Raw genomic sequence first — 21,431 nt, forward strand, 5'->3', positions numbered from 1 at the left:
GGTTTGCGACTTTTCCGGTCTCCCTACTCGTGGTCGGCCCAGTGGCCGCGGGACCCGCGTGGCGCAGCGCTAAGGGCGCCTAGCAGGCGGCTCAGCAGCGCGTTCTCGCGCGGTTGATCGGTGCTCTGGCTCTGCAACTGGACCAGAAGCGCCGAGGTGGTGTTGAGGCGCGCGCAGGCGATGGTCGCGATGTGCAGCGCCAGCTCCGGATAGTGGACCAGCGCATCGAATGCTTCGTCGAGGACGCGCACCTTGCACGTCGTCTCGGCGGTGACCGTTGCGCTATGCGGAATACCGAGCAGCACGGCCATTTCGCCGATGATGGCGCCCGGCTCACTGATCGTGGCAAGCGTTACGCCGCCGCGGGCAACCTTCAGCCGGCCGCTTTCAAGAATGTAGAGCTGACCCGAGCGGGTGCCCTCGGTCGTCAACTGCGTCCCAGGCGCGAGCGTCTCGAGCGGCAGGGCGACGGTAAGGGCGGCAAGACCGGGCATGGACAAAAATCTCCGTTCGTACGGCAAGATTTGCATGTCAGGTGCCGCGAACGGAAGAGGTAAGCGCACCGGTATAACGGCTTGTTAAGCCTACCGTCACGTCAACCGTCGGCGTTCACCAATAGTAACCATCCCGCCCCGTAGCCTCGGCTGCAACAGAACTCGCCACAGAACGCGGCGGGCATCATATGGGGGCATATGATTATGCGGCGCGGCTTCAGGTCGGTTCGCTTCGGGCTTTTTGCAGCGGCACTCGCATTGGGTGCGTCGGCGCTGACGGGCTGCAGCTCGGTCGGCTTCAGCAGCTTCGGGCAGAACAAGCTCGAAGTGGCGGAACTTTCCAATATCGGCGACTACACCGCCGAGCGCGCCCTGGCCGAAGGCAAAGCGCACTTCCGCAACAGCGATTTCGGTTATTCCGCCGCGCTCTACAAGCGTGCGGTCGAGCTCAACCCGGGCAATGCCGAAGGCTATGTCGGGCTCAGCGCGTCCTACGACCGGCTGGGTCGCTTCGACCTTTCAGACCGCGTCTATGCCTCGCTGCTGAAACTCTCGGGCGCCAGCGCCCAGTACTACAACAACCTCGGCTATTCCTACATGCTGCGCGGCAAGCTGAGCGAGGCGCTGGCCAATTTCCGCAAAGCCCAGGCGCTGGACCCCGAGAACCTCGTGGTCGCCAACAATATCCAGATCCTCAAGGACGCTGCCGCAAGCAGGGCGTGACGCGGTATGCCGCGTCAGTTGGCGACAGGCGCGGCAGGCGCTTCTTCCATGCCGCCGGTAGGCGGCTTGGGCTCGACATAACCGTCCTTGCCCAGCCCCTTTGTCGAGTTGGTCGAGCCCTTGGCCGGATCGATCGTCTGCGCGGCGAGGTTAGCCTTCACCGCATCGCCGGCGCTGTAGCCGACCCGGTCGGATCGCTGCAGGTAATCATAGGTGCAGCCACCGAGAACGAGCACTGCCGTGCCGGCGAGAAGCAGGGCACGGCGGGTCATTTCGTATCCCCCAGGTCGATGATGTAGCCGTAGGGCCCGACGATGCCCGCACCGGTCTGGAAGCTCTTGATCATCTTGGGGGTCACTTCCATCTGGCCCAGCGCGAAGAACTCGAAATCGTTGGCGGGCTGGGTCTGGTCCATCGGTGTCGCGGCGACCTGACCGGGCGTCAGCGGCTGGACGAGGCGCGGCGTGACGATCACCACCAACTCGGTATCGTGCTTCTGATAGCTCGAGGATTTGAACAGCGACCCCAGCACGGGCACGTCGCCGATCCACGGCAGCTGGTTCTGGTTGAGCTGCGTGTCGTTCTGCAACAGCCCGGCCACGGCGAAGCTCTGCCCATCGCGCAACTCTACCGTCGCGTTGAGGTTGCGAGTGTTGAAGATGGGGTCACCGGTCGAGGTGAAGCCATTGATGCCGCTCACCTCGGGCTGCAGGTGGATCTGGATGCGGTCGTTGTCGAGCACCATCGGGGTGAAGCCGAGCAGCACACCGAACTGGCGGTAGCTGAGCGCGATATTCCCATTGGCGTCGGCGGTGCGGATCGGCACTTCGCCGCCGGCGAGGAAGCTGGCCTGGACGCCCGACAGGGTCGTCAGATTTGGCTCGGCCAGCGTGCGCACCAGCGCTTTACCCTCGAGCGCGCTGATCAGCACGTTCAGGTTGACGCCGCCCGAGATGATGTTGGTCATGAAGCCCGAGAAGGTCGCGGCATCTGCCGCTGGGTCGGAGGGGCCACCGCCGATTCCCATTTCCACGCCGCCGATCGAGCCGCCCCACTGGATGCCAAGCTGGCGGCCGGCGTCGCGCTGCGCCTCGAGGATGCGGACTTCAAGATTGACCTGCTGGCCACCCACGAGCGTCATCGTGTTGATCACCTGTGGGCTGCCGTACTGGGCAACGATCGCGAGCACCCTGTCCATCGTGTTGGTGTCGGGAACCGTGCCCGAGAGCCGCACGCGACCGTTCACGGTCGAGACCTTGACGTTGCCCGAGGGCACTGCAGCGCGGATCGACTGCGCTATATCGGAGACATCGGCGCCGACTTCGACGGCAAGCAGTCCGACCGGAGCCCCGTCTTCGGAGAAGAGGCTGACGGTAGTCGTGCCGAAGGCCTTGCCGACGAGGTAGAGGGAGCGGTCGGTGATCGGCTGTGCGTCCGCGATCAGGGGATCGGCCGAGACGATCTTGCCGACGGCATCGGAAATGATCACCGTCACAGCCTGGGACACCGGCAGGTTGACCCGCATGACCGAGGTGGTCTTGAGATCGTAAGTCACCGTCTGCGCTGCGGCGGGCGCTACGCCCAAGGCAACAACGCCCGCCAGCACCGCCAGCACCGCAAAAACCATCGCCCGAGCCGAAGCCCTCAACTGCCCACCCGCCGTCACTTCACTCTGCCCGCTAGCGTAACCAAGCCCTGTTCCAAATCGTACCGGCGTTAGGTCAACGCCGGCTTAATGACGAGCCATTCGGCTCAGTTTGCCCAGAACGGGCTCGAGATGCGGATCGCCTCGTTCGTCGCCCGCACCGCGTCGTCGCCGCCGCCGTCGGCAACGTCGGCGGTCGGCCTCAGTACAAGCGACAGCCGGCCGTTGAGCGTCGCCGAGATGATGACCTCAGCCTGACGCGGATTGAGGGCCAGCGTCGCGATGGCTGTCGCGAACCTGAGCGGCGCGGCAGCCTCGTCGGAGTCGGGCTCATCACTGGCGCCGCTGTTCTTTGCCTCGTCGGTCTGGGGCCTGGTCCCGGCCGTCTCACCGATCTGACTGTTGATCGCCAGCACGCGGACATTGTCGAGGATCGTCGTCGAGGCCTGCTTGTTCCCGACGCTCGAAGTGAGCACCACATCCACCCGGTCGTTGGGCAGGATGAAGCCGCCCGACGCCGACTCGGCGCTGACGTTCACCGAGACGCCACGCGTCCCCGGATCCAGTACCGCCGAGAGGAAGCCGCGATCGGCACGCGCCAGCTTGATCTCGCGGATCGGCTCGCCGGGGAAGAACTCATAGCGCGCCACGGCACCCGACATGGTGTCGAGCGCGTCAGGCGCAGCGACCTGAGTCACGAAATCGGCGCGAGTCGTGTCCTCGGGCCATTCCACCCACTCGATCGTTGCCGGCGTAAGCCGCTGGCCGACCACGATCGGGACCTTGGCAACCAGCACCTGGACCTTGGGCTCCTCGACGACCTGCGTGATCGTCTTCGGCTCCGGTGCCGCGGCGATGACGGTGGGCGCCGGCGCCCCCGGCTGCTGCATCGCGAGGAAGGCGGCTGCACCACCGGCAACGAGGGCAACGGCAAGCAGAGCGATATTGGTCGGCTTGAACAGGTGCCGCCAGCGGCTGGGCTGCACATCGTCGTCTTCATTAGCACTGACCGAGCGCAGCACTTCGGCGCGCCAGCGGTCGATGTCGCGGCGCTGTTCAGGAGAAAGCTGCGGCAATGGCTCGACCTCGTTGCGCCAGCGTTCAGAGTTCATCTCTTCGACGACCGGCTTGGCGGGCGGTTCGTCCTCCGCGACGGAGGTCCCCTGGGGCGCAGAACGCAGAGCACTGAGGCCACGACGTTCGCTCGCCGATCGCGGGGTCGAGTTATCCTCGGTCTCGTCCTTGATGACGATCTTTTCTGTGCGCCGGAGCAAAAGGTCCCTCCTGGGAGCGAATGCGATGCGGGGCACTACCGGTAGCTGACCCTGGTGAACCCCCGCCCGCATCTAAGGGCAAAAGCATCACTGCTTCGTCCCATTTCGCACGGTGAGGTTTATCGATGATGGCGAGGGACGGTTAACCGTCTGCCAGTCGCGCGACCGCAGATTCCTGTCGCTGCCAGCTGCCCTTCGGGCTAATGAGCGCGCATGGATACGGCTGCCGAACTTGAGATCTTCCTCGTCGCCCCACCGGGCCTCGAAGCACCATTGCGTGCCGAGGCGATGGAGCGTGGATTTGCCGGAGCGACAGCCGGCGAGGGCGGCGTCACGATCAAGGGCTCGTGGCCGGACGCCTGGCGCGCCAATCTTGAACTGAGGGGGGCAAGCCGGGTGCTGGTCCGCATCGCGAGCTTCCGTGCCATGCATCTCGCCCAACTGGACAAGCGGGCCCGCAAGGTCGCGTGGGGCGAAATCCTCCGCGCCGATATGCCGGTGCATGTCGAGGCGACCTGCCGCCGCTCGAAAATCTATCACTCGGGCGCCGCGGCGCAGCGCATCGCGACGGCGATTGGCGAAGAACTGGGGGCCCCGATATCTGCCGAGGCAGAAGTGGTGGTCAAGGCACGGATCGAGGACGATCTCGTCACGATCAGCATCGATAGCTCAGGCGAGATGCTGCACAAGCGCGGGCACAAGGAGGCGGTTAACCGCGCTCCGATGCGCGAGACGCTCGCGGCGCTGTTCCTGCGCCAGGCCGGCTATGACGGGACCGGCCCGGTGTTCGACCCGATGTGCGGCTCGGGTACGTTTGCGATCGAGGCTGCCGAGATCGCGGCGGGCCTGAAGCCGGGCCGGGATCGCGAATTCGCCTTCGAGCAGCTGGCAAACTTCGATGCGGCAGCATGGCGGAAGATGCGGACCGCCAGCCCTCATTCGTCACCTGCAGCGCGCTTTTACGGCAGCGACCGCGATCCGGGCGCGGTGCGGATGGCCAAGGCAAATGCAGAGCGTGCCGGCGTTGCGGAATGGGTGACCTTCGCCGAGGCCGACATCGCCGATGTCGTGCCGCCGGAGGGACCGGCAGGCCTCGTGATCATCAACCCGCCCTACGGCACCCGCATCGGCGAGCGCGGCGCAATGGGGCCACTCTACCGAGCGATGGGACGGAGCCTCTCCCGCTTCACCGGCTGGCGCGTGGCGCTGATCACCACCGAGGCGGCGCTGGCCAAGGCTACGGGCCTGCCGTTCCAGGCCCCGCTCCCCAGCGTTTCGCATGGCGGCATCCGGGTCAGCCTGTTCCTGACGGACCCGCTGAAGTAGTGCCCGCTTAGTCGCGGAAGGTTGCTTCTTCGGGGCGGCCGAACATGTCGCCGCGCGCCACCGTGGCATACCGCTTGTCATCGACCGGCAGGTGGAGCGCGGAGAGGATTCTGCTGAAGATATCGCCCTCCGGCTTGCCGCTGTGCTTGCGGGCCTGCTCGACCAGCAGCGAAGAGGTCGCGTCGAGCCGGCTCGCCATCAGGTAGGCCATGCGGAAGGCGAAGTCGGCGTCCTGAGAAAGCGTGCTGCGCGCATCGGCAAACACCCGCACGACACTCGGCTTGGTCGCCTTGACCGTAGCGCTGGTCGGCGTGCCGAGCACCACCGACATCTCACCCACGAGCGAGAACGGCTGCGACACTGTGGCGATGTCGATGCCATCGCGCACGACGCCAAGTTCGCCTTCCTCGAGCACGAACAGCGTGCCGCCCGGCTCGCCCTGCGTGATCAGAACCTCCCCGGGCGCGAGGCGGAGGGTCGAATAGGACGCGGCAGACGATACGGGGCTCGACATGGTGGCCTTAGGCTCCGGGCAGTTTTGCGCGCGAAACCTAGCCCGTTGCGATCGACGTGAGAAGGGGCGAGTAAGTAGAAGCGGGGGGCAATACTGGAGCAAGTGCAGTGATACCGAAATGCCAGCACCGCGTTCGCGCCGGCTTCGCATCGCCGCAAAGCTCCGCTACCATCGCGTAGTCGGCGTTCCGGACGGAGTGTACGTGTGACTGATCAGGATTGGCTGCGGTTCGACTTCTTTCCGGCCGGCAGCGAGCTCATCGCCCAAGGGCGCAACGCCGGCGGCAGCATCATGGTGCTCAAGGAGGGCGAGGTCGAAGTCATCCGCGACGGCAGATTCGTTTCGACCATCAAGCAGCCGGGTGCCATCTTCGGTGAAATGAGCGTGCTGCTGGAGCGGCCGCACTCGGCGACCGTCCGGGCCGTCACCGATGTGCAGCTCTACGTCATCGACGATGCCCTGCGCGTCCTCGAAGCGCATCCGGCCTGGCTACTGCAGATCGCGCGGCTGCTGGCCCAGCGGGTCAACACGACGACGGCGCAGCTTGTGGCCCTCAAGAGCAAGGATGGCGGGGACGACGATGACGTCCTCGTGCTACCGACCAATGTCTTCTCAAGCTGGGCCGATCCGCAGATATGACCGACAAGCCAAAACTCCAGATCACCTACTGCACCCAATGCAACTGGCTGCTGCGCGCTGCCTGGATGGCGCAGGAAGTGCTCTCGACCTTCAGCCTCGAAATGGGCGAAGTCAGCCTCATTCCGGGCACCGGCGGCATCTTCGAGATCCACCTCGATGGCGAACTGGTGTGGGAGCGCAAGCGTGACGGCGGCTTCCCCGACGCCAAGCAGATCAAGCAGCTGGTGCGCGACAAGATCGATCCCGGCCGCGACCTCGGCCACATCGACCATCCGAAGGGACCTGCCGTACGGCATGGCCATTCCTGATCAAGGCATTCTCAGGAAGAGCAGCAGGCTTTTTCGGCTCGAGAATGCGACACCAAGAACCAGCCACTACGCCGCAAGCCGTTTCCCAGAATCCGGTTGAGGGCGCGAGAGCTTAGCGGATATTGTCGCGGCCATGCCGGCAGGGGTGACAATGGCCGGTGACAAGTCATTTCCGGGAGAATGCCGCCTCATGAAATCCGTACTGACCCTCATCGCCGCGCCGCTCATGGCGCTCGGCCTCGCGCTGCCCGCCCATGCCCAGGCCCTGCCTGACCTTGCCGGCCGTACCATCAAGGCGGTCACCGAGAACGCCTATTACCCGCTCAACTTTGCCGACAAGACGGGCGCCGGCATCGGGCTCGAATATGACGTGATCAACGAGGCGGCGAAGCGCCTCAATGCCAAGGTCGAGTGGAACCTGTCGGCCTGGGACGTGATGATCGAAGCCGTTCGTACCGGCCAGTTCGACATCGGCGCCGACGGCATCACGATCAATGAAGAGCGCGAAGCACAGATTGACTTCACGCAGCCCTTCATCACGGTCGAGCAGTATTTCCTCGTCCGCGCTGACGAGGGCCGCATCACCGGCGTCCAGAGCTTCAAGGACGACGACAAGCTGCTGTTCGGCGCGCAGCCGGGAACCTCGGCCTTCTACACCGCCATCTACGACGTACTAGATGGCGACGAAGCCAATCCGCGGGTGAAGCTGTTCGACACCTTCGGTGCCTCGGTAGCTGCGCTCAAGACCGGCGACGTCGACGCGGTGATTGCCGACCAGTCGGCGGCGGCCGGCTATATCGGCGCCGATCCGGGCGCCTTCAAGCAGGTGGGTGAACCGATCAAGTCCGAACCGCTCGGCTTCATCCTCACCCCCGGCTCCGATCTCGTCGCGCCGTTCAATGCGGCCATCGACCAGATGAAGGCCGACGGCACGCTCGATGCGCTGATCAAGAAGTGGTTCTTCGAGTACGGCCAGCAAAACTCGTAAGTCCGTGACGGGACGCGCGATAACTCGCGCGTCCCATCCCCGATGCCGCCCTCCTCCCCCCGCCCCAACACAATCGCCCGCTTCCCGTGGTGGCTTCTCGCCATTGCGCTGATCGGGCTCGTCACCCTCTGGGCAATCGTTGCCGACGAGGGTTATTCCGAGATTTTCGACGTCCTCAGGAAGGGCGTCGTGACGACCCTATGGGTGACCTTCGTCGCCTTCGGGCTCGCCGGCCTGCTCGGCCTCGTCATCGCCCTCGCCCGCACCTCCGGCAACCCGTGGCTCAGCCAGATCGCGACATTCTATGTCGAGATCATCCGGGGCATCCCGATGCTGGTGGCGCTGTTCTATGTCGCCTTCGTCGGCGCCCCTGCCATGGTCGCGGCCGCCAACTGGCTGCTGACGCCGCTGATCCAGCCCAGCTGGATCGAGCCGCTCACCGTCCGCAACTTCGATTTCACCTGGCGCGCAATCGTCGCGCTGACCATCTGTTACTCGGCCTTCATCGCCGAGATCTTCCGCGCCGGCATCGAAGCGGTAGATCGCGGCCAGATCGAAGCGGCGCGATCACTGGGGCTCGGCCGCTGGCACACCTTCCGCTTCATCGTCGCTCCGCAGGCGCTGCGCACGATCCTGCCGCCGCTCGGCAACGACTTCGTTTCGATGATCAAGGACTCGGCCCTCGTTTCGGCGCTCGGCGTCCAGGACATCACCCAGCTCGGCAAGGTCTACTCATCGTCGACCTTCAAGTTCTTCGAGACCTACAACGTGGTGGCCTTCCTCTACCTCACCATGACCATCTCGCTGTCGCTGTTCGTGCGCTGGCTCGAGCAGCGACTCAAACAATCGGACATGCGCTAGTTGCAGCGAGGACTTAGGGTCCCCACATCACCGCCGTCGCAACGCCAACCCGGGATTCCGATCTGATGATCAAGCGCCTCGCCTCCCTCGGCCTCGCCCTCGTCCTCACCGGCGCCCTCGCGGCGTGCGGCAACAACAACTCGACCAATGTCGGGAGCGTCGGCGTCGACTGGACCGGCAACGACATCAGCGTCGAGGCCGTAGCCGATCCGCAGGTTAAGGGCGTCGTTTGCCATGTCGCCTATTTCAACCGCTCGCTGATCGACCGGCTGCAGCAGGGCAACTGGTTCGAGGATCCGTCCTATTCGGCGGTCGACTGCACCGCTTCGGGCCCGATCACGGTGGGCAAGATCAACACCAACAAGGGCGGCGAGGAGATCTTCCAGCAGTCCCGCTCGCTGATCTGGAAGAGCCTCCGCGTCTCGCGCATATACGATGCCGAGAACAATTCGCTCGTCTACCTCGCCCACGCCCGCGAACTGCAGCAGGGCTCGGGCAAGATGTCGTTGTCGGTCGTGCCGCTCAACGGCCTCGACGTGACGTGGACCAACGGCGCGCCGGCCGGCGTGCAGCAGGCGCCGGCGGGCACGGCGGCGGGCGGCATCTAGCTCAAATGCCGATCAAACGCGATCGATCGCGGCAAGGGGGCAGCAACATGGCTGCCCCAAGCATTTCGCCTGGGCGACTTCGCCCGGGAGACCGGCCATGCCGCAAGCGCTAGAGATCCTCCAGCAGAACGCTGCCGTGCTGTTCGCCTACGTCGTAATCATCGTCGCGATGTTCCTCGTGGCGCGGATCGCGCGCCTGAGCCAGGCAATGTCGCTGGCCGTCGCACTTACCCCGATGGCTTACGCGGTAGCGTTGCAGAACGGTCTCTCGCTCGGCTTGATCTAGCCCGTCAGCGGCCTCATTGCCGGCACCCCGCAACATCGCGCAAGCGGTTGCTTCGCCTTGACGGCAAAGCACAAAAAGTTTTCATCCCGTCCTGTCGCAATCGGTGCGCTAGCATTCGATATTGTGCATCCCGGCGCATAGCGCCGAGCGCGGCAACGACCGCAACAAGGAGTTCACCATGGCAATTCTCATCGGCGACGTCGCGCCCGACTTCGAGGCTGAGACCACCGAAGGCCGCATTAAGTTCCACGACTACATCGACGGCAGCTGGGCGGTCCTGTTCTCGCATCCCAAGAATTTCACCCCGGTCTGCACGACCGAACTGGGCTACACCGCCAAGCTGAAGCCGGAATTCGACAAGCGTGGCGTCAAGGTGCTGGGCCTTTCGGTCGACAGGCTCGAGAACCATGCCGGCTGGGCTGCCGACATTGCCGAGACGCAGGGCGCAACGCTCAACTTCCCGCTGATCTCGGACGTCGATCGCGAGATCGCCACCAAGTACGACATGATCCACCCCAATGCGAATGACAGCCTGACCGTGCGGTCGCTGTTTGTAATCGGGCCGGACAAGAAGGTGAAACTCAAGATCGAGTACCCGGCCTCCACCGGGCGGAACTTCGACGAGATCATTCGCGTCATCGACAGCCTTCAGCTGACCGCCAAGCACCAGGTGGCAACACCTGTGAACTGGAAGAACGGCGAGGATGTGATCATCGTCGCCGCGGTCTCCGACGAAGCCGCGCGTGAAAAGTATCCGGACGGCTGGAAGGCGCCGAAGCCCTACCTGCGCATCGTGCCGCAGCCGCGCGCCTGATCCAACGACACATCTGAATGCAACAGGCGGTCCTATGGGCCGCCTGTTTGCTTATGGGTTGCCGCGAAGCGCCCGGTCGATCGAGCCGAGCAGCATGGTGATGCGGCCGAGCGCCATCAGCACCAGGCCACCGACAAACGGAAGCACGGCCCAGTTGAGGCTGCGCGCCAGATCGACGACAGCGCCAATCACGTCGCTCCCGGGAGCGTTGAGCCGGCCGGTGAAATTCTGGATCAGCTCAGGCGCAGCGAAGCCGACCATCATCAGAGTCACCAGCGCCGCAATCAATCCGGCAATGTAGAGAAGTCCCGCAACCATACTCGCCCCCTCCCGTGGTTGCGGGAAGGTTAAGGACGGGTGACTGATGAAGTCAACGAGGCTTCAGAGGCCCAGCTCGGCCCGCAGCTTGCGCGTCAACTTGCCCGCAATCAGCCGGTGCGACTCACGGATGTAACCAGCGAGCAGCTCTGCATCGAGGGCGCCCCGGGTAACGCGAACCCACTGGCGCTTGGCGAAGTAAGCAGCCTGTTCGATGCCGTCGATTTCAACCAGCCCGTCGAAGGCGATCTCACTCACCTTGAAGACAAGGACGCCGCCGTCGTCGCCCAAAAGACAGAACACCTTGCCGCCGACCTTGGCGACCAGCGCTTCCCACTGCTCACCGAGCGTCGCGGCCGGCAGCGTCCCGATGAACTGGCGATAGTCGTCGCGGTGGTGGAGGCTCATCGCGTGGCCTAGATTTGGTCGTGGCGGACGAAGAGCCGCGTCTTGCGTGACCGGCCCGCCCAGGCCAGCAGCGCACCAGGTACCGCCAGCACGGCCCAGCCCGGGCAGGCAAAGATGAACTCGGTCACCGGCTCGAGCACGAGGCCAAAAAACCGCCCCGCAACGAAGGCGCGCACTGCCGCAAGGCTATCGGCGTTCAGCCAGGCCCAGTTGTCGGCAAAGGATGTAAAAACGAGCTGGCTGGCGCCGAGTGAGCGCGTGCCGTCGATGATCAGCAGGATCAGTGCCACGCCGAGCAACCAGGTACCCAGCACTCTCAGGAAGAGCCGCATCCAAGTCCGTCCACGCGGGGTGCCGCGCCCTCGGCCCCGTGTCGCAATGTTTCCCGCGCGCCCCTTCTGCCACGCGTTCGGGCCAGGCCACAAGACATGTTCCGAGAGGCACCTTATCTGACTTGCGGTCCGGGCCTCGATGGGTATATTGCGCCCGCTCCGGCAGGCTCACGCCCCGGACAGCAGACTCCGGGCCCAACCCGGCCGCTGCAAGCAGCGGAGAGATGGCCGAGTGGTCGAAGGCGCACGCCTGGAAAGTGTGTAGGCGGGGAACCGTCTCAAGGGTTCGAATCCCTTTCTCTCCGCCATTTTCTCATCTTAACGCATTGATTTTCCTACAGCATCGCTGCGGATCGTCATGGCTACCCGCCATGTACCCCGCCAACGCTGATTGGAAATTTCACGCAAGTCCCCACGTTTCGGGCGTCGTCTGAGTGTGTGCTTGCCCGTCCATCATGACCATGGCAACGTGCCTTGCGTCGACCAGCCTCTGACGTCGACGGTGGATGGATGGATTTTGGCCTTCGGGCCGCAGTTAAGCCGCGCTCGGTTGAGTGCAGCCATCGTCCATGCGCCTTTCCGGCGCATTAATCGGAGGCCCCCGGTGGTCGCGATAGAACAGTCTAGGGGCGCCCAGCTCGCACCCCGGAAAAGCTCTCAGCCCACCGATCGAGGAGATGTTGACGATGACCGGCGCCGACGCATCGCGGGCAGAGCAGCGCGTGGCATGTTGACAGGACCCCAGACGTTGAGGTCGAACATCGCGCGGACCGCGTCAGGATCGCTGTCCTCGAAGGCGCCGAAATAACTGACGCCGGCATTGTTCACGAGCACGTCGATGGCGCCGAAGCGCATCGTCGCCATGGCAAGCGCCTGATCGATCTGCGACTGGTCGGTGACGTCCAGCTTGATCGCCATGGAGGTCTGCGGGTGATCGACGACGAGGTCGGCAATCTGTGCCGGATTGCGAGCGGTGATAGCCACATTGTGGCCGAGCGAGATGAGGTGCTGGGCAATGGCGCGGCCAAGGCCTGTCGAGCACCCAGTGATGAACCAGGTCTTGGGCATGATCGGTATCCTATGTCGGGCGGATTAATCGGAGGGGCGGCGTTATCCGCCGCCCCCCGGCCGCGTCAGCCGACGATTTCGGCGAGTTCGATCAGGTTGCCGAACGGATCGGCGAAGAAGGCGAGCTTGCGGCTGATGGCGTCCAGCTGGAAGGGCTCGGTGACGATGGTCACGCCGCGCGCCTTGAGTTCGGCCACCGTCTTGTTCATGTCGGCGACGTTGATGCAGAAGTGGTGGTAGCCTGCATAGCCGAGGCTGTCCCCGAGATCAGTGTAGGACGGCTTGTCCTTCGGCAGCGGGTCTCCGCCACCCAGCAGCTCGATCATGAAGTTGTCGTCGTTCGCGGGCGCCATGTAGGCGAGCTCTTCGTCGGCATAGGGCCACTCGTGGACGACTCGGAAGTCGAGCTTCTCGATGTACCAGGCCTTGGCCTTGGCGAAGTCGGTCACGCGGAGCGCGACATGGTGACCGCGCATATCGGCGAAGGCAGAAGCCGTGTTGCGGGCAGGAATGGTGAAGTTGGTCATTTCTTTCTCCTCGGTTTGCGGCGCCGGCGGCATTGCCGTCGTTGAGAAGAGATTGAGCCGGATCGGGTGCTCTGATTAGCCTTGCAATGATCCTGACAATGCTGAACCATGCTCAGTAATGAGAGCGAGCGACCTATCAGAACTGGCAGCCTTCGAGGCCGTCGCCCGTCACCGCAGCTTTCGCAAAGCCGGCGAGGAACGCGGTGTCACGGCGTCGGCGATTAGCCATGCCGTCAGCAACCTCGAAGAAAGGATCGGCATCCGACTGCTGAACCGGACAACCCGTAGCGTCTCGCTCACCGATGCCGGCGGCCGGTTGCACGCTCAGCTCCTTCCCGCCTTCGACGGCATGGGGGCGGCCCTCGACAGCCTCAATCAGTTTCGCGACACCCCCTTCGGCAAAGTGCGCCTCAATGTCCCTAACTCGATCGCACCGTTCGTTGTGGGACCGATGCTAGGACCGCTCACGGCAGCCAATCCCGATCTCGAAATTGAGGTTGTCGCAACCGATCGGCTGGTCGATATCGCCGAGGAAGGATTCGACGCCGGTATCAGATTGGGTGAGAGCTTGCGCGAAGGCATGGTCGCCGTCCGCATCAACCCGCGCCTGCGCCTCATCGTGGTCGGGTCGCCTGACTACTTCGCGCGCCGGGCCATCCCGGAAACGCCGCACGACCTCAAGGATCATGTCGGCATCCAAAACATCTTCCCGAACGGCAATCGCTTCGCGTGGGAGTTTCGCAAGGACGGTGAGGCCATCGACTACTGGCCCACCGGCCCGCTTGCGCTCGACGACCACGAGCTCATCGTCCACGCGGCCCAAGGCGGTGTGGGACTTGGCTACGTGTGGGAACAGCGCGCCGCTGCGGCCCTCGCGGATGGAAGCTTGATCCAGTGCCTTGAAGCCTGGTGCCAACCGGAGGATTGGTTGTACCTCTATTATCCAAGCCGGCGAAACATGTCCGCCAGCTTACGCGCTGTCATCGAGGCTATGCGCGTGTAGGTTGCAGCCGTCACGAATTACTGCTTTGGGCCAAATGCGGACATTGGCCAGCATCCGCTTGGCGCCAATAGCGGACGTTCGCTCCACGAAATACCCCCGCGGTCTGCGTTGCGCAATTACGCAGACCTTGGCGGCGCCGCGGACGGCGTCAAGGTGATCGGCTAGAGATCGCGGTCCACACGCTCGACCAAGCGGATTTTTCGGGCGTTGATCTCCCAGACGGCGGAGATCACTAGCCCGCGGGCTCGCTTGCTGACGTTGTGCTGGCCCTTCAGGGCGCGGTGTACCGTGCTCTCCGCGACGCCGGCGAGGGTCGAGATCTCCTTGATGGTTCCGAGACGCTCGATACCGAGGGCGGGTTCAAACATCCGTCGCTCTCCTAGTTGGCAAATCCGACTTCCCGGAGAAAGCTCCGGCTCGCTGCCAGATCCTTGAGGATGCTGCCGGCGTTTCGCGGGTCGCGTTCCTGTTCGATGGTGACGTAGCCCGCGTAGCCCCGCGACCTGAGCAGCTCATAGACCGCGGCGTAGTCGATCGATCCGCGGCCGATGGGACACATCACGCCTTTGGCGCAGGCGTCGAAGAAGTGGATGTGCTCTTGCATCACCTCGTCAAACACGACCGGATCGATGTCCTTGAAGTGGATATAGTCGATGCGGTCCCAATAGCGACGGAGCGTCTCGACGGGATCCATCCCAGCATAGGCGGTGTGGCCGGTGTCGATGCAGAGGCCGGCAATCTCGGCGGGGATGTCCTCGACGATCCGCTCGATCTCGTCGGCGAACTCGATGTGGCCGCCAGCATGCGGGTGAATGACGGCACGGACGCCGAAGCCGTCCCTCGCGCGCTCGGCGATGGCCCGGATGTTTCCGACCATGCCAGCCCAGGCCGCGTCGTCGAGGCGAACCGCCTGGTCGGAATGCCCCGCCGCGTAGTCCCGCGCCACGTGACCCCAGTCCATGACGGTGAGATAGGGCGCCTCGAAGCGCTGGTGGGGATGGCCGGCGGGCTTGGGCAGGCGGGTGATGAGGGCGGAGATTTCCTCGGTCTGGCGCAGCAGGTTGTCGCGGTTCCGGGGATCGACGAGATTATCGAAGATCGTGCCGGCGACGATGCGGAGCTTGCGTTGGTCCAGCGCCGCTGAAACCCGATCCACGTCCAGCGGCAGGTAGCCGTAGGGGCCGAGTTCCAGCCCGTCGAAGCCCGCGGTGCGTGCTTCGTCCAGCACGTGCTCCCATGCGGGCAGATGCGGGTTCTTGACGTCGTCTACGCCCCAGCAGCACGGGGCGCAGGTGATGGTAATGGGAACGCTCATGCGCTTGCCTCGTGCTCCCGATCTCAGCGGCTGATCGTCGCCTTGAGGGCATCGACCGAAGACTGGATGCCGGCCTCGACAGACATGGTGAAGTCCTCCATCTCGAGGCTCACCCAGCCGTCATAGCCCTGCATGCGGACGACGGAGAAGAACTCCTTCCACCACTGCAGGTCGTGCCCGGCGCCAACCGCGACGTAGTTCCAGGTGCGGTTAGCCACATCCGTCACCTCGCGAAGTTCGAGCAGCCCGTCGACATCCGCCCGCCCGCGCTCGATGCGGGTGTCCTTGCCATGGCAATGATGGATGGCGTTCCCGAGCGCCCGGGCGGAGGCGATCGGATCGGCTCCCATCCACATCAGGTGGCTCGGGTCGAGGTTCATGCCGACCTTGGGACCTACGGCGTTGCGGAGCCGGAACAGGGTCTCCGGGTTCCACACCAGCATGGCGGAGAAGTTCTCGAGCGCGTACTTCGCGACGCCGACCTCGTCGGCCAGCCTGACGAGGTCATGCCAGAGCGGGAAGGCGCGCTCTTCCCACTGGTAGCGGTCGCGTTCCGGCATCTCATCGGGCCAGGACTTGGTGTAGACGAGCCAATTCGGCACCATGTCGCCGGGGGCGGCCTCGGGCAGGCCTGACATGGTCACGACCGTCTTGACGCCGATGGCGCCCGCGAGGCGGATGGTGTCCTCCATCTCCTTGCGATGGCGCTTGCCCATCTCGCCCGGATCGAGGGGATTGGCCGAACAGTTCAGCGCGGCGATATGGAGGCCGCGAGCCTCGATCTCCTTCAGCTTCGACTTGAGCAGCGCCCCGTCGGCGAGCAGTTCCCCGGCGCGGAAGTGCGGCGCCGGCGACCAGCCGCCGCCGGTCATTTCGACGCCTTCGACGCCCAATGCCACACACTTGTCGAGCATCTGGATGAACGGTAGGCCGCCCATGACGTCGGTGCAGATAGAGAGTTTCATCGTCGTTCTGTCCAAAGAAGGGGCGCGCCGGAGCGCGCCCTAGGGGGAGAAGGGGTTAGCGGAAATCGACCCAGGCCGAGCCGGCGTCGGCGGAGCGCACACAGTTCTCGAGCCAGCGCACGCCTTCGGTGCCGGCCTTGATGCCTGGGTAGTGATGGGTGGCGAGGAACGCGTCGTCGCCGCGGTTGCGGGCGTCGATCGCCTGCGCGATCCACAGGTAGATGTTGGCCCAGCTGTCGCCGAGCCCTTCGGTGTGGAGCGCCCCCATGCGGTCGACGGCGAGGCTCTCGGGTTCGAGATAGGGCATGCCGTGGTGCAGGATACGGTTCGGCTCGCCCTGCACTTCATAGATCAACTGGTCCGGGTGGCTGTCGGACCATTCGATCGAGGCGTTCGAGCCAACGAAGCGATAGCGCTGGCTGCCCATGTTCCCGGCATTTACGGACGACACCCAGAGCCGGCCGCGGGCCCCATTGTCGTAGTGCATCAACACCGTGGCATGGTCCTCGAGCGGCGCACGGGTCGGGATGAACGCTTTGCGGTCGCAAAGCAGCTTCTCGATCTTGAGGTGCGGCAGCACGATCTCGGAGAGGTAGTAGAGGTGCGTGCCGATATCGCCCAGAACGAATGTCGGCCCGGAGGTCTTGGGGTTGGTGCGCCATTTCTGGGCTTCCGAGGCGTTTGTGTCGTCGCCAGCGTTGAAGCCGTGGGTGTATTGCAGGTCGACGATGCGGATCTCGCCCAGCATGCCCTTGTTGACCATCGCCGCCATCTGGTGGACCAGCGGGTGGCCGGTGAAGCCATAGGTGACACCGACGATCAGGCCCTTGTCCCGAGCCAGCTTCTCGATCTCGTCGCACTCGGCGACGGTAAAGAAGAGAGGCTTCTCGCAGATCACGTGCAGTCCCGCTTCGAGGCAGGCCTTGGTGATCTCGAAGTGCGAGAAGTTCGGGGTGGCGATGGAGACCACCTCAACGCCGTCGGAGCGCTTGGCCTCCTTGGCGATCATGGTCTTGTAGTCCGCATAGCAACGGTCGCCATCGAGTCCGATGGCCGTACCGAAGTCGCGGCCGCGCGCTGCATCGACGTCGAAGGCGCCGCAGACGAATTCGTAGGCCGTGTTGTCGCGCAGCGCGCCGGTGCGGTGCTTGTAGCCGACCTGGCTGGTGCGCCCGCCGCCGACCATGCCCCAGCGCAGGGGGCGTTCAATGAGTTTTTCGCCTTTGAGCATAGCTAGTTATTTGTTCCAGTACTTGTCGATGTAGCGTTGCATTTCGGCACGCATGAACTTGCCGGAGTGGTCGGCCTTGTCTTCCCAGGCAAAGACGCAGGCGGTCATGATGCCGTCGAAGCCGATCTCGCCGAGCGTGCCGAAGAAGTCGTCCCACGGCACTTCGCCCTGGCCGATGTTGAGGTGCTGGTGCACCCGTGCCTGGGTGCCGGGCGGGTTGAGGATGTAGCGCAACCCCGAGCTGGCCTTGTGATTGAACGTGTCGCCCACGTGAACATGCGCGAGGACGTCGGCGCACTCGCGCAACATCGCCTTGGTGTCGTCGCCAAAATGGAAGGTGTGCGGAGCGCAGTAGAGGAACTTGACGCTTTTGGAATTGACCGTGCGGATAATGTCGACCGCCGGCTGCAGCGTTTCCACCCAGTCCTCGGGATGCGGCTCGATGTGGAGGGTGACCCCCTCCTTCTCGAGCAGTGGCACCAGTTCCTCCATCGAGCGCCACCAAGCATCCTCACAGGTTTCGATCATCGAGCCGGTGTGGCAGCAGTAGCAGGAACCCTTGTCCGGGTGCGGCCCGCGGCCGAACTCGGAGTTCATGGTGTCCACTTCCATCTCGACGGCGATCTCGATCGCGCGCTTCCAGTGGCGAACCGCGGCCTGCCGCTCATCCTCGTCATTGGAGGCCCAGCGGTACATGGGCAGCAGCGAGGCAATGCCGACCTGCTGCTCCTTGAGCGCGCGCTTGAAGGACTTCACCCGCTCCGGAAAGACGCGTGGCGCCTTGAACCACTCAAGGAAATCTCCACGGGGCGAGAGCTCAATCCAGTCGTAGCCAAGCTCCTTCACCTTTGCCGGAAGTTCCTCCAGCGACAGGTGCCGGTGCATGAACGGATCAAGTGCGATCTTCATCAAGTTACCTCTGCTCTGGTTTCGTCAGTTTGACCCGCCGCGTGGCTGTTGATTTCAGCCTCCAGCTCGGCCATCGCCTCGCCGCCGGCCATCAGGTCGGTGATCTGCTCGCGGGTCATTTCGCCCTTGCGGAAATCCGCCGCCTTGGCGCCCCGGATGAGGACGGCGAAGTGATCGCCCACCGTCATCGCGTGAATGACGTTATGCGTGATGAAGATCACGGCGAGCCCGCGCTTGCGGGCCTGAAGCACGATGCGCAGCACGTGCGCCGCTTCCTTCACGCCCAGCGCAGCCGTCGGTTCGTCGAGGATCAGGACGCGGGCACCGAAATGCACGGCGCGGGCGATGGCCAGCGCCTGGCGCTCGCCACCTGACAAGCCGCCCACCAGACGGTCCCCGTCGTCGATGCGCGTGATGCCGAACTCGCGGACCGCCTTGACGGCGATTTCGTTGGCGGTCCGTCGATCGTAGATATTGAACGGGCCGAACTTCCGCGTCGGCTCCACCCCGACAAAGAACGAGCGGCCGATGCTCATCAGCGGAAACGTTCCGCCGAACTGGTGCACTGTCGCGATACCGCGGTTGGCGGCATCGCGCGGCCCGGTGAATTCGACCACCTCGCCGTCCATCTCGATGGTGCCGAAGCTGGGCTTGAACACTCCCGCGAGGGTCTTGATAACGGTCGATTTGCCGGCGCCGTTGTCGCCCAACAGGCACAGCACTTCGCCCGCGTTCACCTCCAGCGAGATGTCGTGCAGCACGTCGATCGGACCGAAATGCTTGCTGATGTTTTTGAGCTGCAGGATCGGCTTAGCCATCACTTGCTCCCCTTCTTCGGTGCGTAGGAGAGCGCGGCCCGGCGGAAGGTGTTGTTCATCAGCACGGCCAGCAGCAGCAGCACGCCGATGATCAGGCTCGACCAGTTGCGGTCGAAGTCGGTGTAGTAGATGCCCTGGGTCACGATGGCGAAGGTGATGGTGCCGAAGAAGATGCCGATCACCGAGCCGAACCCGCCGGTCAGCAGCACGCCGCCGACGACGACCGAGATGATCGAGTTGAAGATGAAGGACTGGCCGCCCGCGACCTGCGCAGAATTGTAGAGGATCGCCTGGCACATCCCGACAAAGGCGGCGCTGGTGGACGACAGGACGAACAGGGTGATGGTCAGCCGCTCGGTCGGAATGCCCGCATTGCGCGCCGAGACCTTGTCGCCACCCATGGCGAAGACCCAGTTCCCGAACTTCGAGAAGTGGATGAAATAGACGTAGGCCGCGGTGGCCACGAGCCACCAGATGACCATCACCTGCAGCTGGCCGAAGACGAAGTCGCCGAACAGCATTTTTGCGAGGCCCTCGGTCTTGAGCGCGACACTGGTGGACTTGGTGATGAAGACCGACAGGCCCAGCACCATGCCTTGAACGGCAAACAGGCTGCCCAGCGTAACGATGAGGGAGGGCACCGCCGTCCGCACCACCATCAGGCCGTTGATCAAGCCCACAAGCACGCCGAAGCCCAGCGTCGCGGCAACGCCGACCCAGATCGGCAGGCCGAAATGCCCGGAGATTATCGACACCGTCATCGCGCCGGCGGGGACCATCGCGCCCACCGAGATATCGAGCTCGCCCGCGATCATGAGCAGGCCGACTGGAATCGCGATGACACCCAGCGTTGCCGCCACGTTTAGCCAGCTCGACATCCCGGCAATCTTGAGGAAAGACGTCCCGCCGAAGATCGAGAAAAAGATCAGCACGGCCACGAGGCCCAACAGGGCGCCCGCCTCGGGCCGGCGCAGCAGCCCGCCCAGCGAGAAGCTACGGTTCATGGGACTCTCCCAAATTCAAGAACACATGTGTCGTGAGCTGGACGGGGCAACGCGCCCCGTCGCACTTCGACGAGAGTACCCGCCGCACCCTGGCTGCGAGCCCGGGGTCTTAGCGCGGGATCAGCGCGCGCCCCTCGATACGCCCGCCAGCGTCGCATCGATGTTCGACGCATCGACGATGCCCGGACCGGTCAGTACCGGGAAGGTGGGCAGATCGGTGCCGAAGTCGATGGCGGAAGCCAGCAACGTCGTTGCGAGGAAGCCCTGAAGATAGGGCTGCTGGTCGATGGCGAACAGCTGCGTGCCGCCCTTGACGCGGTCGAGGCCTGCCTGGTTCAGGTCGAAAGTGCCAAGCATGGTGGTCGCTGTCTTGTCGGCCTGGCTGATGCCGATGGCCGCCGAGTCTGCGTCGCCGGCAGAAATGGTGATCACACCGTCGATGGTTTCATCCTGTAGCAGCGTCGCCTTGATAGCTTCGGCAACGGCAGTGGCATCGCCGAAGGAGGTCGAGGGCAGCGGCAGTTGCGCACCCTTGCCGCCCTTGGCGGTGATGCCGTCGATCACGCCCTTGCAGCGTGCTTCGATGTTGGCAGTGCCCGGCAGCGTGTTGATGCACAGCACGTTCTTCTGGCCATGCTCGGCGAAGTACTCACCGCCGGCGACACCGGCCACATACTCGTCCGAACCGACATAGTTGATGGCGCCAAGTTCGCGCGCCTTGTCGGCCCCGCCGGCGTTCATCAGGATCACTTTGATGCCGGCCGCCACGGCGTCCTTGATTGCCGGGTCCTCGGCTTCCGTCACCCAGTTCGGGATCACGAGGCCATCGACGTCCATCGAGATTGCAGTGCGAATCAGCTGCACCACGTCAGGCGCAAAGTTGTCGTAGTTCACGAGGCGCAGGTAGTTTACCGACCCGCCATTGGCCACGATCCCCGGCGTCGCGTCGTCGAGGCCCTTCTTGATGATGTTCCAGAACGCATCGTCGTTCGATCCGCCGACGACCGCGATGTTCGCCGCCATGGCGCTCGAGGCCATCAGCGACGCCGCTAC

Annotated in this window: 28 protein-coding genes and 1 tRNA gene; 11 read left to right on the forward strand and 18 right to left on the reverse strand. The window is 64.2% G+C overall.

Going from position 1 to position 21,431, the window contains the following annotated elements:
- Positions 1 to 23: 23 nt before the first annotated feature.
- Positions 24 to 494, reverse strand: a complete 471-nt coding sequence (locus tag ACOYW5_RS13075; protein WP_423065326.1) for a Crp/Fnr family transcriptional regulator — start codon at positions 492 to 494, stop codon at positions 24 to 26.
- A 204-nt stretch (positions 495 to 698) separates the two neighbouring features.
- On the opposite strand from ACOYW5_RS13075, the gene ACOYW5_RS13080 reads away from it, so the two are divergent.
- Positions 699 to 1,217: a tetratricopeptide repeat protein gene (locus tag ACOYW5_RS13080; RefSeq protein WP_423065327.1), complete on the forward strand. Its 519-nt coding sequence runs from the start codon at positions 699 to 701 to the stop codon at positions 1,215 to 1,217.
- A 14-nt stretch (positions 1,218 to 1,231) separates the two neighbouring features.
- Here ACOYW5_RS13080 and ACOYW5_RS13085 read toward each other — a convergent pair whose 3' ends face one another.
- The 3 genes from ACOYW5_RS13085 to cpaB form a co-directional block, all read right to left on the reverse strand.
- Entirely contained in the window at positions 1,232 to 1,489 is a 258-nt protein-coding gene (locus ACOYW5_RS13085) for a hypothetical protein (RefSeq protein ID WP_423065328.1), read from the reverse strand.
- The gene (locus ACOYW5_RS13090; RefSeq protein WP_423065329.1) at positions 1,486 to 2,844 is read right to left on the reverse strand and encodes a type II and III secretion system protein family protein; all 1,359 of its coding nucleotides are present in this window, start codon (positions 2,842 to 2,844) and stop codon (positions 1,486 to 1,488) included. The genes ACOYW5_RS13085 and ACOYW5_RS13090 overlap by 4 nt, the downstream gene beginning before the upstream one ends.
- A 125-nt stretch (positions 2,845 to 2,969) precedes the next feature.
- Entirely contained in the window at positions 2,970 to 4,136 is a 1,167-nt protein-coding gene (cpaB, locus tag ACOYW5_RS13095; RefSeq protein ID WP_423065330.1) for a Flp pilus assembly protein CpaB, read from the reverse strand.
- A 213-nt stretch (positions 4,137 to 4,349) separates the two neighbouring features.
- Here cpaB and ACOYW5_RS13100 point away from each other — a divergent pair, with 213 nt between their 5' ends.
- The gene (locus ACOYW5_RS13100) at positions 4,350 to 5,462 is read left to right on the forward strand and encodes a THUMP domain-containing class I SAM-dependent RNA methyltransferase (RefSeq protein ID WP_423065331.1); all 1,113 of its coding nucleotides are present in this window, start codon (positions 4,350 to 4,352) and stop codon (positions 5,460 to 5,462) included.
- A 7-nt stretch (positions 5,463 to 5,469) separates the two neighbouring features.
- Here the strand turns inward: ACOYW5_RS13100 and ACOYW5_RS13105 are convergent, their stop codons facing one another.
- Positions 5,470 to 5,976 carry a Crp/Fnr family transcriptional regulator gene (locus ACOYW5_RS13105; RefSeq protein WP_423065332.1) on the reverse strand — a complete coding sequence of 169 codons (507 nt, stop codon included), beginning with the start codon at positions 5,974 to 5,976 and terminating at the stop codon, positions 5,470 to 5,472.
- Between the two features lie 204 nt (positions 5,977 to 6,180).
- Between ACOYW5_RS13105 and ACOYW5_RS13110 the strand changes: the two genes are divergently transcribed.
- The 7 genes from ACOYW5_RS13110 to ACOYW5_RS13140 all read left to right on the forward strand — a co-directional run bounded on the left by ACOYW5_RS13110 (position 6,181) and on the right by ACOYW5_RS13140 (position 10,480).
- Positions 6,181 to 6,615 (forward strand): Crp/Fnr family transcriptional regulator, encoded by a 435-nt coding sequence (locus tag ACOYW5_RS13110; RefSeq protein ID WP_423065333.1) that lies wholly within the window; start codon positions 6,181 to 6,183, stop codon positions 6,613 to 6,615.
- Positions 6,612 to 6,923 (forward strand): SelT/SelW/SelH family protein, encoded by a 312-nt coding sequence (locus ACOYW5_RS13115; RefSeq protein ID WP_423065334.1) that lies wholly within the window; start codon positions 6,612 to 6,614, stop codon positions 6,921 to 6,923. The genes ACOYW5_RS13110 and ACOYW5_RS13115 overlap by 4 nt, the downstream gene beginning before the upstream one ends.
- 190 nt (positions 6,924 to 7,113) lie before the next feature.
- The gene (locus ACOYW5_RS13120) at positions 7,114 to 7,911 is read left to right on the forward strand and encodes a substrate-binding periplasmic protein (protein ID WP_423065335.1); all 798 of its coding nucleotides are present in this window, start codon (positions 7,114 to 7,116) and stop codon (positions 7,909 to 7,911) included.
- A 42-nt stretch (positions 7,912 to 7,953) separates the two neighbouring features.
- The gene (locus ACOYW5_RS13125; RefSeq protein ID WP_423065336.1) at positions 7,954 to 8,772 is read left to right on the forward strand and encodes an amino acid ABC transporter permease; all 819 of its coding nucleotides are present in this window, start codon (positions 7,954 to 7,956) and stop codon (positions 8,770 to 8,772) included.
- Positions 8,773 to 8,837: 65 nt separating this feature from the next.
- Entirely contained in the window at positions 8,838 to 9,380 is a 543-nt protein-coding gene (locus ACOYW5_RS13130; RefSeq protein WP_423065337.1) for a CreA family protein, read from the forward strand.
- Positions 9,381 to 9,477: 97 nt separating this feature from the next.
- Positions 9,478 to 9,666, forward strand: coding sequence for a hypothetical protein (locus tag ACOYW5_RS13135; RefSeq protein ID WP_423065338.1), 189 nt, complete (start codon positions 9,478 to 9,480; stop codon positions 9,664 to 9,666).
- 178 nt (positions 9,667 to 9,844) lie between these two features.
- Positions 9,845 to 10,480 (forward strand): peroxiredoxin, encoded by a 636-nt coding sequence (locus ACOYW5_RS13140; RefSeq protein ID WP_423065339.1) that lies wholly within the window; start codon positions 9,845 to 9,847, stop codon positions 10,478 to 10,480.
- 51 nt (positions 10,481 to 10,531) lie between these two features.
- Here ACOYW5_RS13140 and ACOYW5_RS13145 read toward each other — a convergent pair whose 3' ends face one another.
- The 3 genes from ACOYW5_RS13145 to ACOYW5_RS13155 form a co-directional block, all read right to left on the reverse strand.
- Positions 10,532 to 10,798 carry a hypothetical protein gene (locus ACOYW5_RS13145; protein ID WP_423065340.1) on the reverse strand — a complete coding sequence of 89 codons (267 nt, stop codon included), beginning with the start codon at positions 10,796 to 10,798 and terminating at the stop codon, positions 10,532 to 10,534.
- Positions 10,799 to 10,861: 63 nt separating this feature from the next.
- Positions 10,862 to 11,206 carry an MmcQ/YjbR family DNA-binding protein gene (locus tag ACOYW5_RS13150; protein ID WP_423065341.1) on the reverse strand — a complete coding sequence of 115 codons (345 nt, stop codon included), beginning with the start codon at positions 11,204 to 11,206 and terminating at the stop codon, positions 10,862 to 10,864.
- An 8-nt stretch (positions 11,207 to 11,214) separates the two neighbouring features.
- The gene (locus tag ACOYW5_RS13155; RefSeq protein WP_423065342.1) at positions 11,215 to 11,538 is read right to left on the reverse strand and encodes a hypothetical protein; all 324 of its coding nucleotides are present in this window, start codon (positions 11,536 to 11,538) and stop codon (positions 11,215 to 11,217) included.
- A gap of 218 nt (positions 11,539 to 11,756) precedes the next feature.
- Between ACOYW5_RS13155 and ACOYW5_RS13160 the strand changes: the two genes are divergently transcribed.
- Positions 11,757 to 11,846 (forward strand) — tRNA-Ser (locus tag ACOYW5_RS13160).
- A gap of 349 nt (positions 11,847 to 12,195) precedes the next feature.
- Here ACOYW5_RS13160 and ACOYW5_RS13165 read toward each other — a convergent pair.
- Both ACOYW5_RS13165 and ACOYW5_RS13170 read right to left on the reverse strand, forming a co-directional pair.
- Positions 12,196 to 12,606, reverse strand: a complete 411-nt coding sequence (locus ACOYW5_RS13165) for an SDR family NAD(P)-dependent oxidoreductase (protein WP_423065343.1) — start codon at positions 12,604 to 12,606, stop codon at positions 12,196 to 12,198.
- Between the two features lie 65 nt (positions 12,607 to 12,671).
- On the reverse strand, positions 12,672 to 13,133 hold the full coding sequence (locus tag ACOYW5_RS13170) for a VOC family protein (RefSeq protein ID WP_423065344.1): 462 nt from the start codon (positions 13,131 to 13,133) through the stop codon (positions 12,672 to 12,674).
- Between the two features lie 118 nt (positions 13,134 to 13,251).
- Here ACOYW5_RS13170 and ACOYW5_RS13175 point away from each other — a divergent pair, with 118 nt between their 5' ends.
- A complete protein-coding gene (locus ACOYW5_RS13175; RefSeq protein WP_423065345.1) occupies positions 13,252 to 14,136 on the forward strand; it encodes a LysR family transcriptional regulator in 885 nt (294 codons plus the stop codon).
- A 161-nt stretch (positions 14,137 to 14,297) separates the two neighbouring features.
- Here the strand turns inward: ACOYW5_RS13175 and ACOYW5_RS13180 are convergent, their stop codons facing one another.
- The 8 genes from ACOYW5_RS13180 to ACOYW5_RS13215 all read right to left on the reverse strand — a co-directional run bounded on the left by ACOYW5_RS13180 (position 14,298) and on the right by ACOYW5_RS13215 (position 21,416).
- Entirely contained in the window at positions 14,298 to 14,504 is a 207-nt protein-coding gene (locus ACOYW5_RS13180) for a LacI family DNA-binding transcriptional regulator (RefSeq protein WP_423065346.1), read from the reverse strand.
- An 11-nt stretch (positions 14,505 to 14,515) separates the two neighbouring features.
- Positions 14,516 to 15,451 (reverse strand): TIM barrel protein, encoded by a 936-nt coding sequence (locus ACOYW5_RS13185; protein WP_423065347.1) that lies wholly within the window; start codon positions 15,449 to 15,451, stop codon positions 14,516 to 14,518.
- A 23-nt stretch (positions 15,452 to 15,474) separates the two neighbouring features.
- Positions 15,475 to 16,416: a sugar phosphate isomerase/epimerase family protein gene (locus ACOYW5_RS13190; RefSeq protein ID WP_423065348.1), complete on the reverse strand. Its 942-nt coding sequence runs from the start codon at positions 16,414 to 16,416 to the stop codon at positions 15,475 to 15,477.
- A 55-nt stretch (positions 16,417 to 16,471) separates the two neighbouring features.
- Positions 16,472 to 17,647, reverse strand: a complete 1,176-nt coding sequence (locus ACOYW5_RS13195) for a Gfo/Idh/MocA family protein (protein ID WP_423065349.1) — start codon at positions 17,645 to 17,647, stop codon at positions 16,472 to 16,474.
- Positions 17,648 to 17,653: 6 nt separating this feature from the next.
- Positions 17,654 to 18,556, reverse strand: a complete 903-nt coding sequence (locus ACOYW5_RS13200; protein ID WP_423065350.1) for a sugar phosphate isomerase/epimerase family protein — start codon at positions 18,554 to 18,556, stop codon at positions 17,654 to 17,656.
- Positions 18,556 to 19,374: an ATP-binding cassette domain-containing protein gene (locus ACOYW5_RS13205; RefSeq protein ID WP_423065351.1), complete on the reverse strand. Its 819-nt coding sequence runs from the start codon at positions 19,372 to 19,374 to the stop codon at positions 18,556 to 18,558. Before ACOYW5_RS13205 ends, ACOYW5_RS13200 begins: the two co-directional genes overlap by 1 nt.
- Complete coding sequence (locus ACOYW5_RS13210; RefSeq protein WP_423065352.1) at positions 19,374 to 20,378, reverse strand: ABC transporter permease; 1,005 nt, start codon at positions 20,376 to 20,378, stop codon at positions 19,374 to 19,376. Before ACOYW5_RS13210 ends, ACOYW5_RS13205 begins: the two co-directional genes overlap by 1 nt.
- A gap of 120 nt (positions 20,379 to 20,498) precedes the next feature.
- On the reverse strand, positions 20,499 to 21,416 hold the full coding sequence (locus ACOYW5_RS13215) for a substrate-binding domain-containing protein (RefSeq protein ID WP_423069463.1): 918 nt from the start codon (positions 21,414 to 21,416) through the stop codon (positions 20,499 to 20,501).
- Positions 21,417 to 21,431: the final 15 nt, after the last annotated feature.

Origin of the sequence: Devosia sp. CN2-171 (genome assembly GCF_049354815.1) — a bacterium.
GTDB lineage: Bacteria > Pseudomonadota > Alphaproteobacteria > Rhizobiales > Devosiaceae > Devosia_A.

Bases quoted from the DNA above. Each gene is read 5' to 3' on its own strand.
- ACOYW5_RS13170 (WP_423065344.1), bottom strand. From the start codon at position 13,133: ATGACCAACTTCACCATTCCTGCCCGCAACACGGCTTCTGCCTTCGCC.
- ACOYW5_RS13200 (WP_423065350.1), bottom strand. From the start codon at position 18,556: ATGAAGATCGCACTTGATCCGTTCATGCACCGGCACCTGTCGCTGGAG.
- ACOYW5_RS13145 (WP_423065340.1), bottom strand. From the start codon at position 10,798: ATGGTTGCGGGACTTCTCTACATTGCCGGATTGATTGCGGCGCTGGTG.
- ACOYW5_RS13090 (WP_423065329.1), bottom strand. From the start codon at position 2,844: ATGGTTTTTGCGGTGCTGGCGGTGCTGGCGGGCGTTGTTGCCTTGGGC.
- ACOYW5_RS13135 (WP_423065338.1), top strand. From the start codon at position 9,478: ATGCCGCAAGCGCTAGAGATCCTCCAGCAGAACGCTGCCGTGCTGTTC.
- ACOYW5_RS13195 (WP_423065349.1), bottom strand. From the start codon at position 17,647: ATGCTCAAAGGCGAAAAACTCATTGAACGCCCCCTGCGCTGGGGCATG.
- ACOYW5_RS13085 (WP_423065328.1), bottom strand. From the start codon at position 1,489: ATGACCCGCCGTGCCCTGCTTCTCGCCGGCACGGCAGTGCTCGTTCTC.
- ACOYW5_RS13140 (WP_423065339.1), top strand. From the start codon at position 9,845: ATGGCAATTCTCATCGGCGACGTCGCGCCCGACTTCGAGGCTGAGACC.
- ACOYW5_RS13080 (WP_423065327.1), top strand. From the start codon at position 699: ATGCGGCGCGGCTTCAGGTCGGTTCGCTTCGGGCTTTTTGCAGCGGCA.
- ACOYW5_RS13075 (WP_423065326.1), bottom strand. From the start codon at position 494: ATGCCCGGTCTTGCCGCCCTTACCGTCGCCCTGCCGCTCGAGACGCTC.
- ACOYW5_RS13165 (WP_423065343.1), bottom strand. From the start codon at position 12,606: ATGCCCAAGACCTGGTTCATCACTGGGTGCTCGACAGGCCTTGGCCGC.
- ACOYW5_RS13215 (WP_423069463.1), bottom strand. From the start codon at position 21,416: ATGGCCTCGAGCGCCATGGCGGCGAACATCGCGGTCGTCGGCGGATCG.
- ACOYW5_RS13180 (WP_423065346.1), bottom strand. From the start codon at position 14,504: ATGTTTGAACCCGCCCTCGGTATCGAGCGTCTCGGAACCATCAAGGAG.
- ACOYW5_RS13205 (WP_423065351.1), bottom strand. From the start codon at position 19,374: ATGGCTAAGCCGATCCTGCAGCTCAAAAACATCAGCAAGCATTTCGGT.
- ACOYW5_RS13155 (WP_423065342.1), bottom strand. From the start codon at position 11,538: ATGCGGCTCTTCCTGAGAGTGCTGGGTACCTGGTTGCTCGGCGTGGCA.
- ACOYW5_RS13185 (WP_423065347.1), bottom strand. From the start codon at position 15,451: ATGAGCGTTCCCATTACCATCACCTGCGCCCCGTGCTGCTGGGGCGTA.
- ACOYW5_RS13120 (WP_423065335.1), top strand. From the start codon at position 7,114: ATGAAATCCGTACTGACCCTCATCGCCGCGCCGCTCATGGCGCTCGGC.
- ACOYW5_RS13105 (WP_423065332.1), bottom strand. From the start codon at position 5,976: ATGTCGAGCCCCGTATCGTCTGCCGCGTCCTATTCGACCCTCCGCCTC.
- ACOYW5_RS13130 (WP_423065337.1), top strand. From the start codon at position 8,838: ATGATCAAGCGCCTCGCCTCCCTCGGCCTCGCCCTCGTCCTCACCGGC.
- ACOYW5_RS13175 (WP_423065345.1), top strand. From the start codon at position 13,252: ATGAGAGCGAGCGACCTATCAGAACTGGCAGCCTTCGAGGCCGTCGCC.
- ACOYW5_RS13210 (WP_423065352.1), bottom strand. From the start codon at position 20,378: ATGAACCGTAGCTTCTCGCTGGGCGGGCTGCTGCGCCGGCCCGAGGCG.
- ACOYW5_RS13115 (WP_423065334.1), top strand. From the start codon at position 6,612: ATGACCGACAAGCCAAAACTCCAGATCACCTACTGCACCCAATGCAAC.
- ACOYW5_RS13125 (WP_423065336.1), top strand. From the start codon at position 7,954: ATGCCGCCCTCCTCCCCCCGCCCCAACACAATCGCCCGCTTCCCGTGG.
- ACOYW5_RS13190 (WP_423065348.1), bottom strand. From the start codon at position 16,416: ATGAAACTCTCTATCTGCACCGACGTCATGGGCGGCCTACCGTTCATC.
- ACOYW5_RS13100 (WP_423065331.1), top strand. From the start codon at position 4,350: ATGGATACGGCTGCCGAACTTGAGATCTTCCTCGTCGCCCCACCGGGC.
- ACOYW5_RS13150 (WP_423065341.1), bottom strand. From the start codon at position 11,206: ATGAGCCTCCACCACCGCGACGACTATCGCCAGTTCATCGGGACGCTG.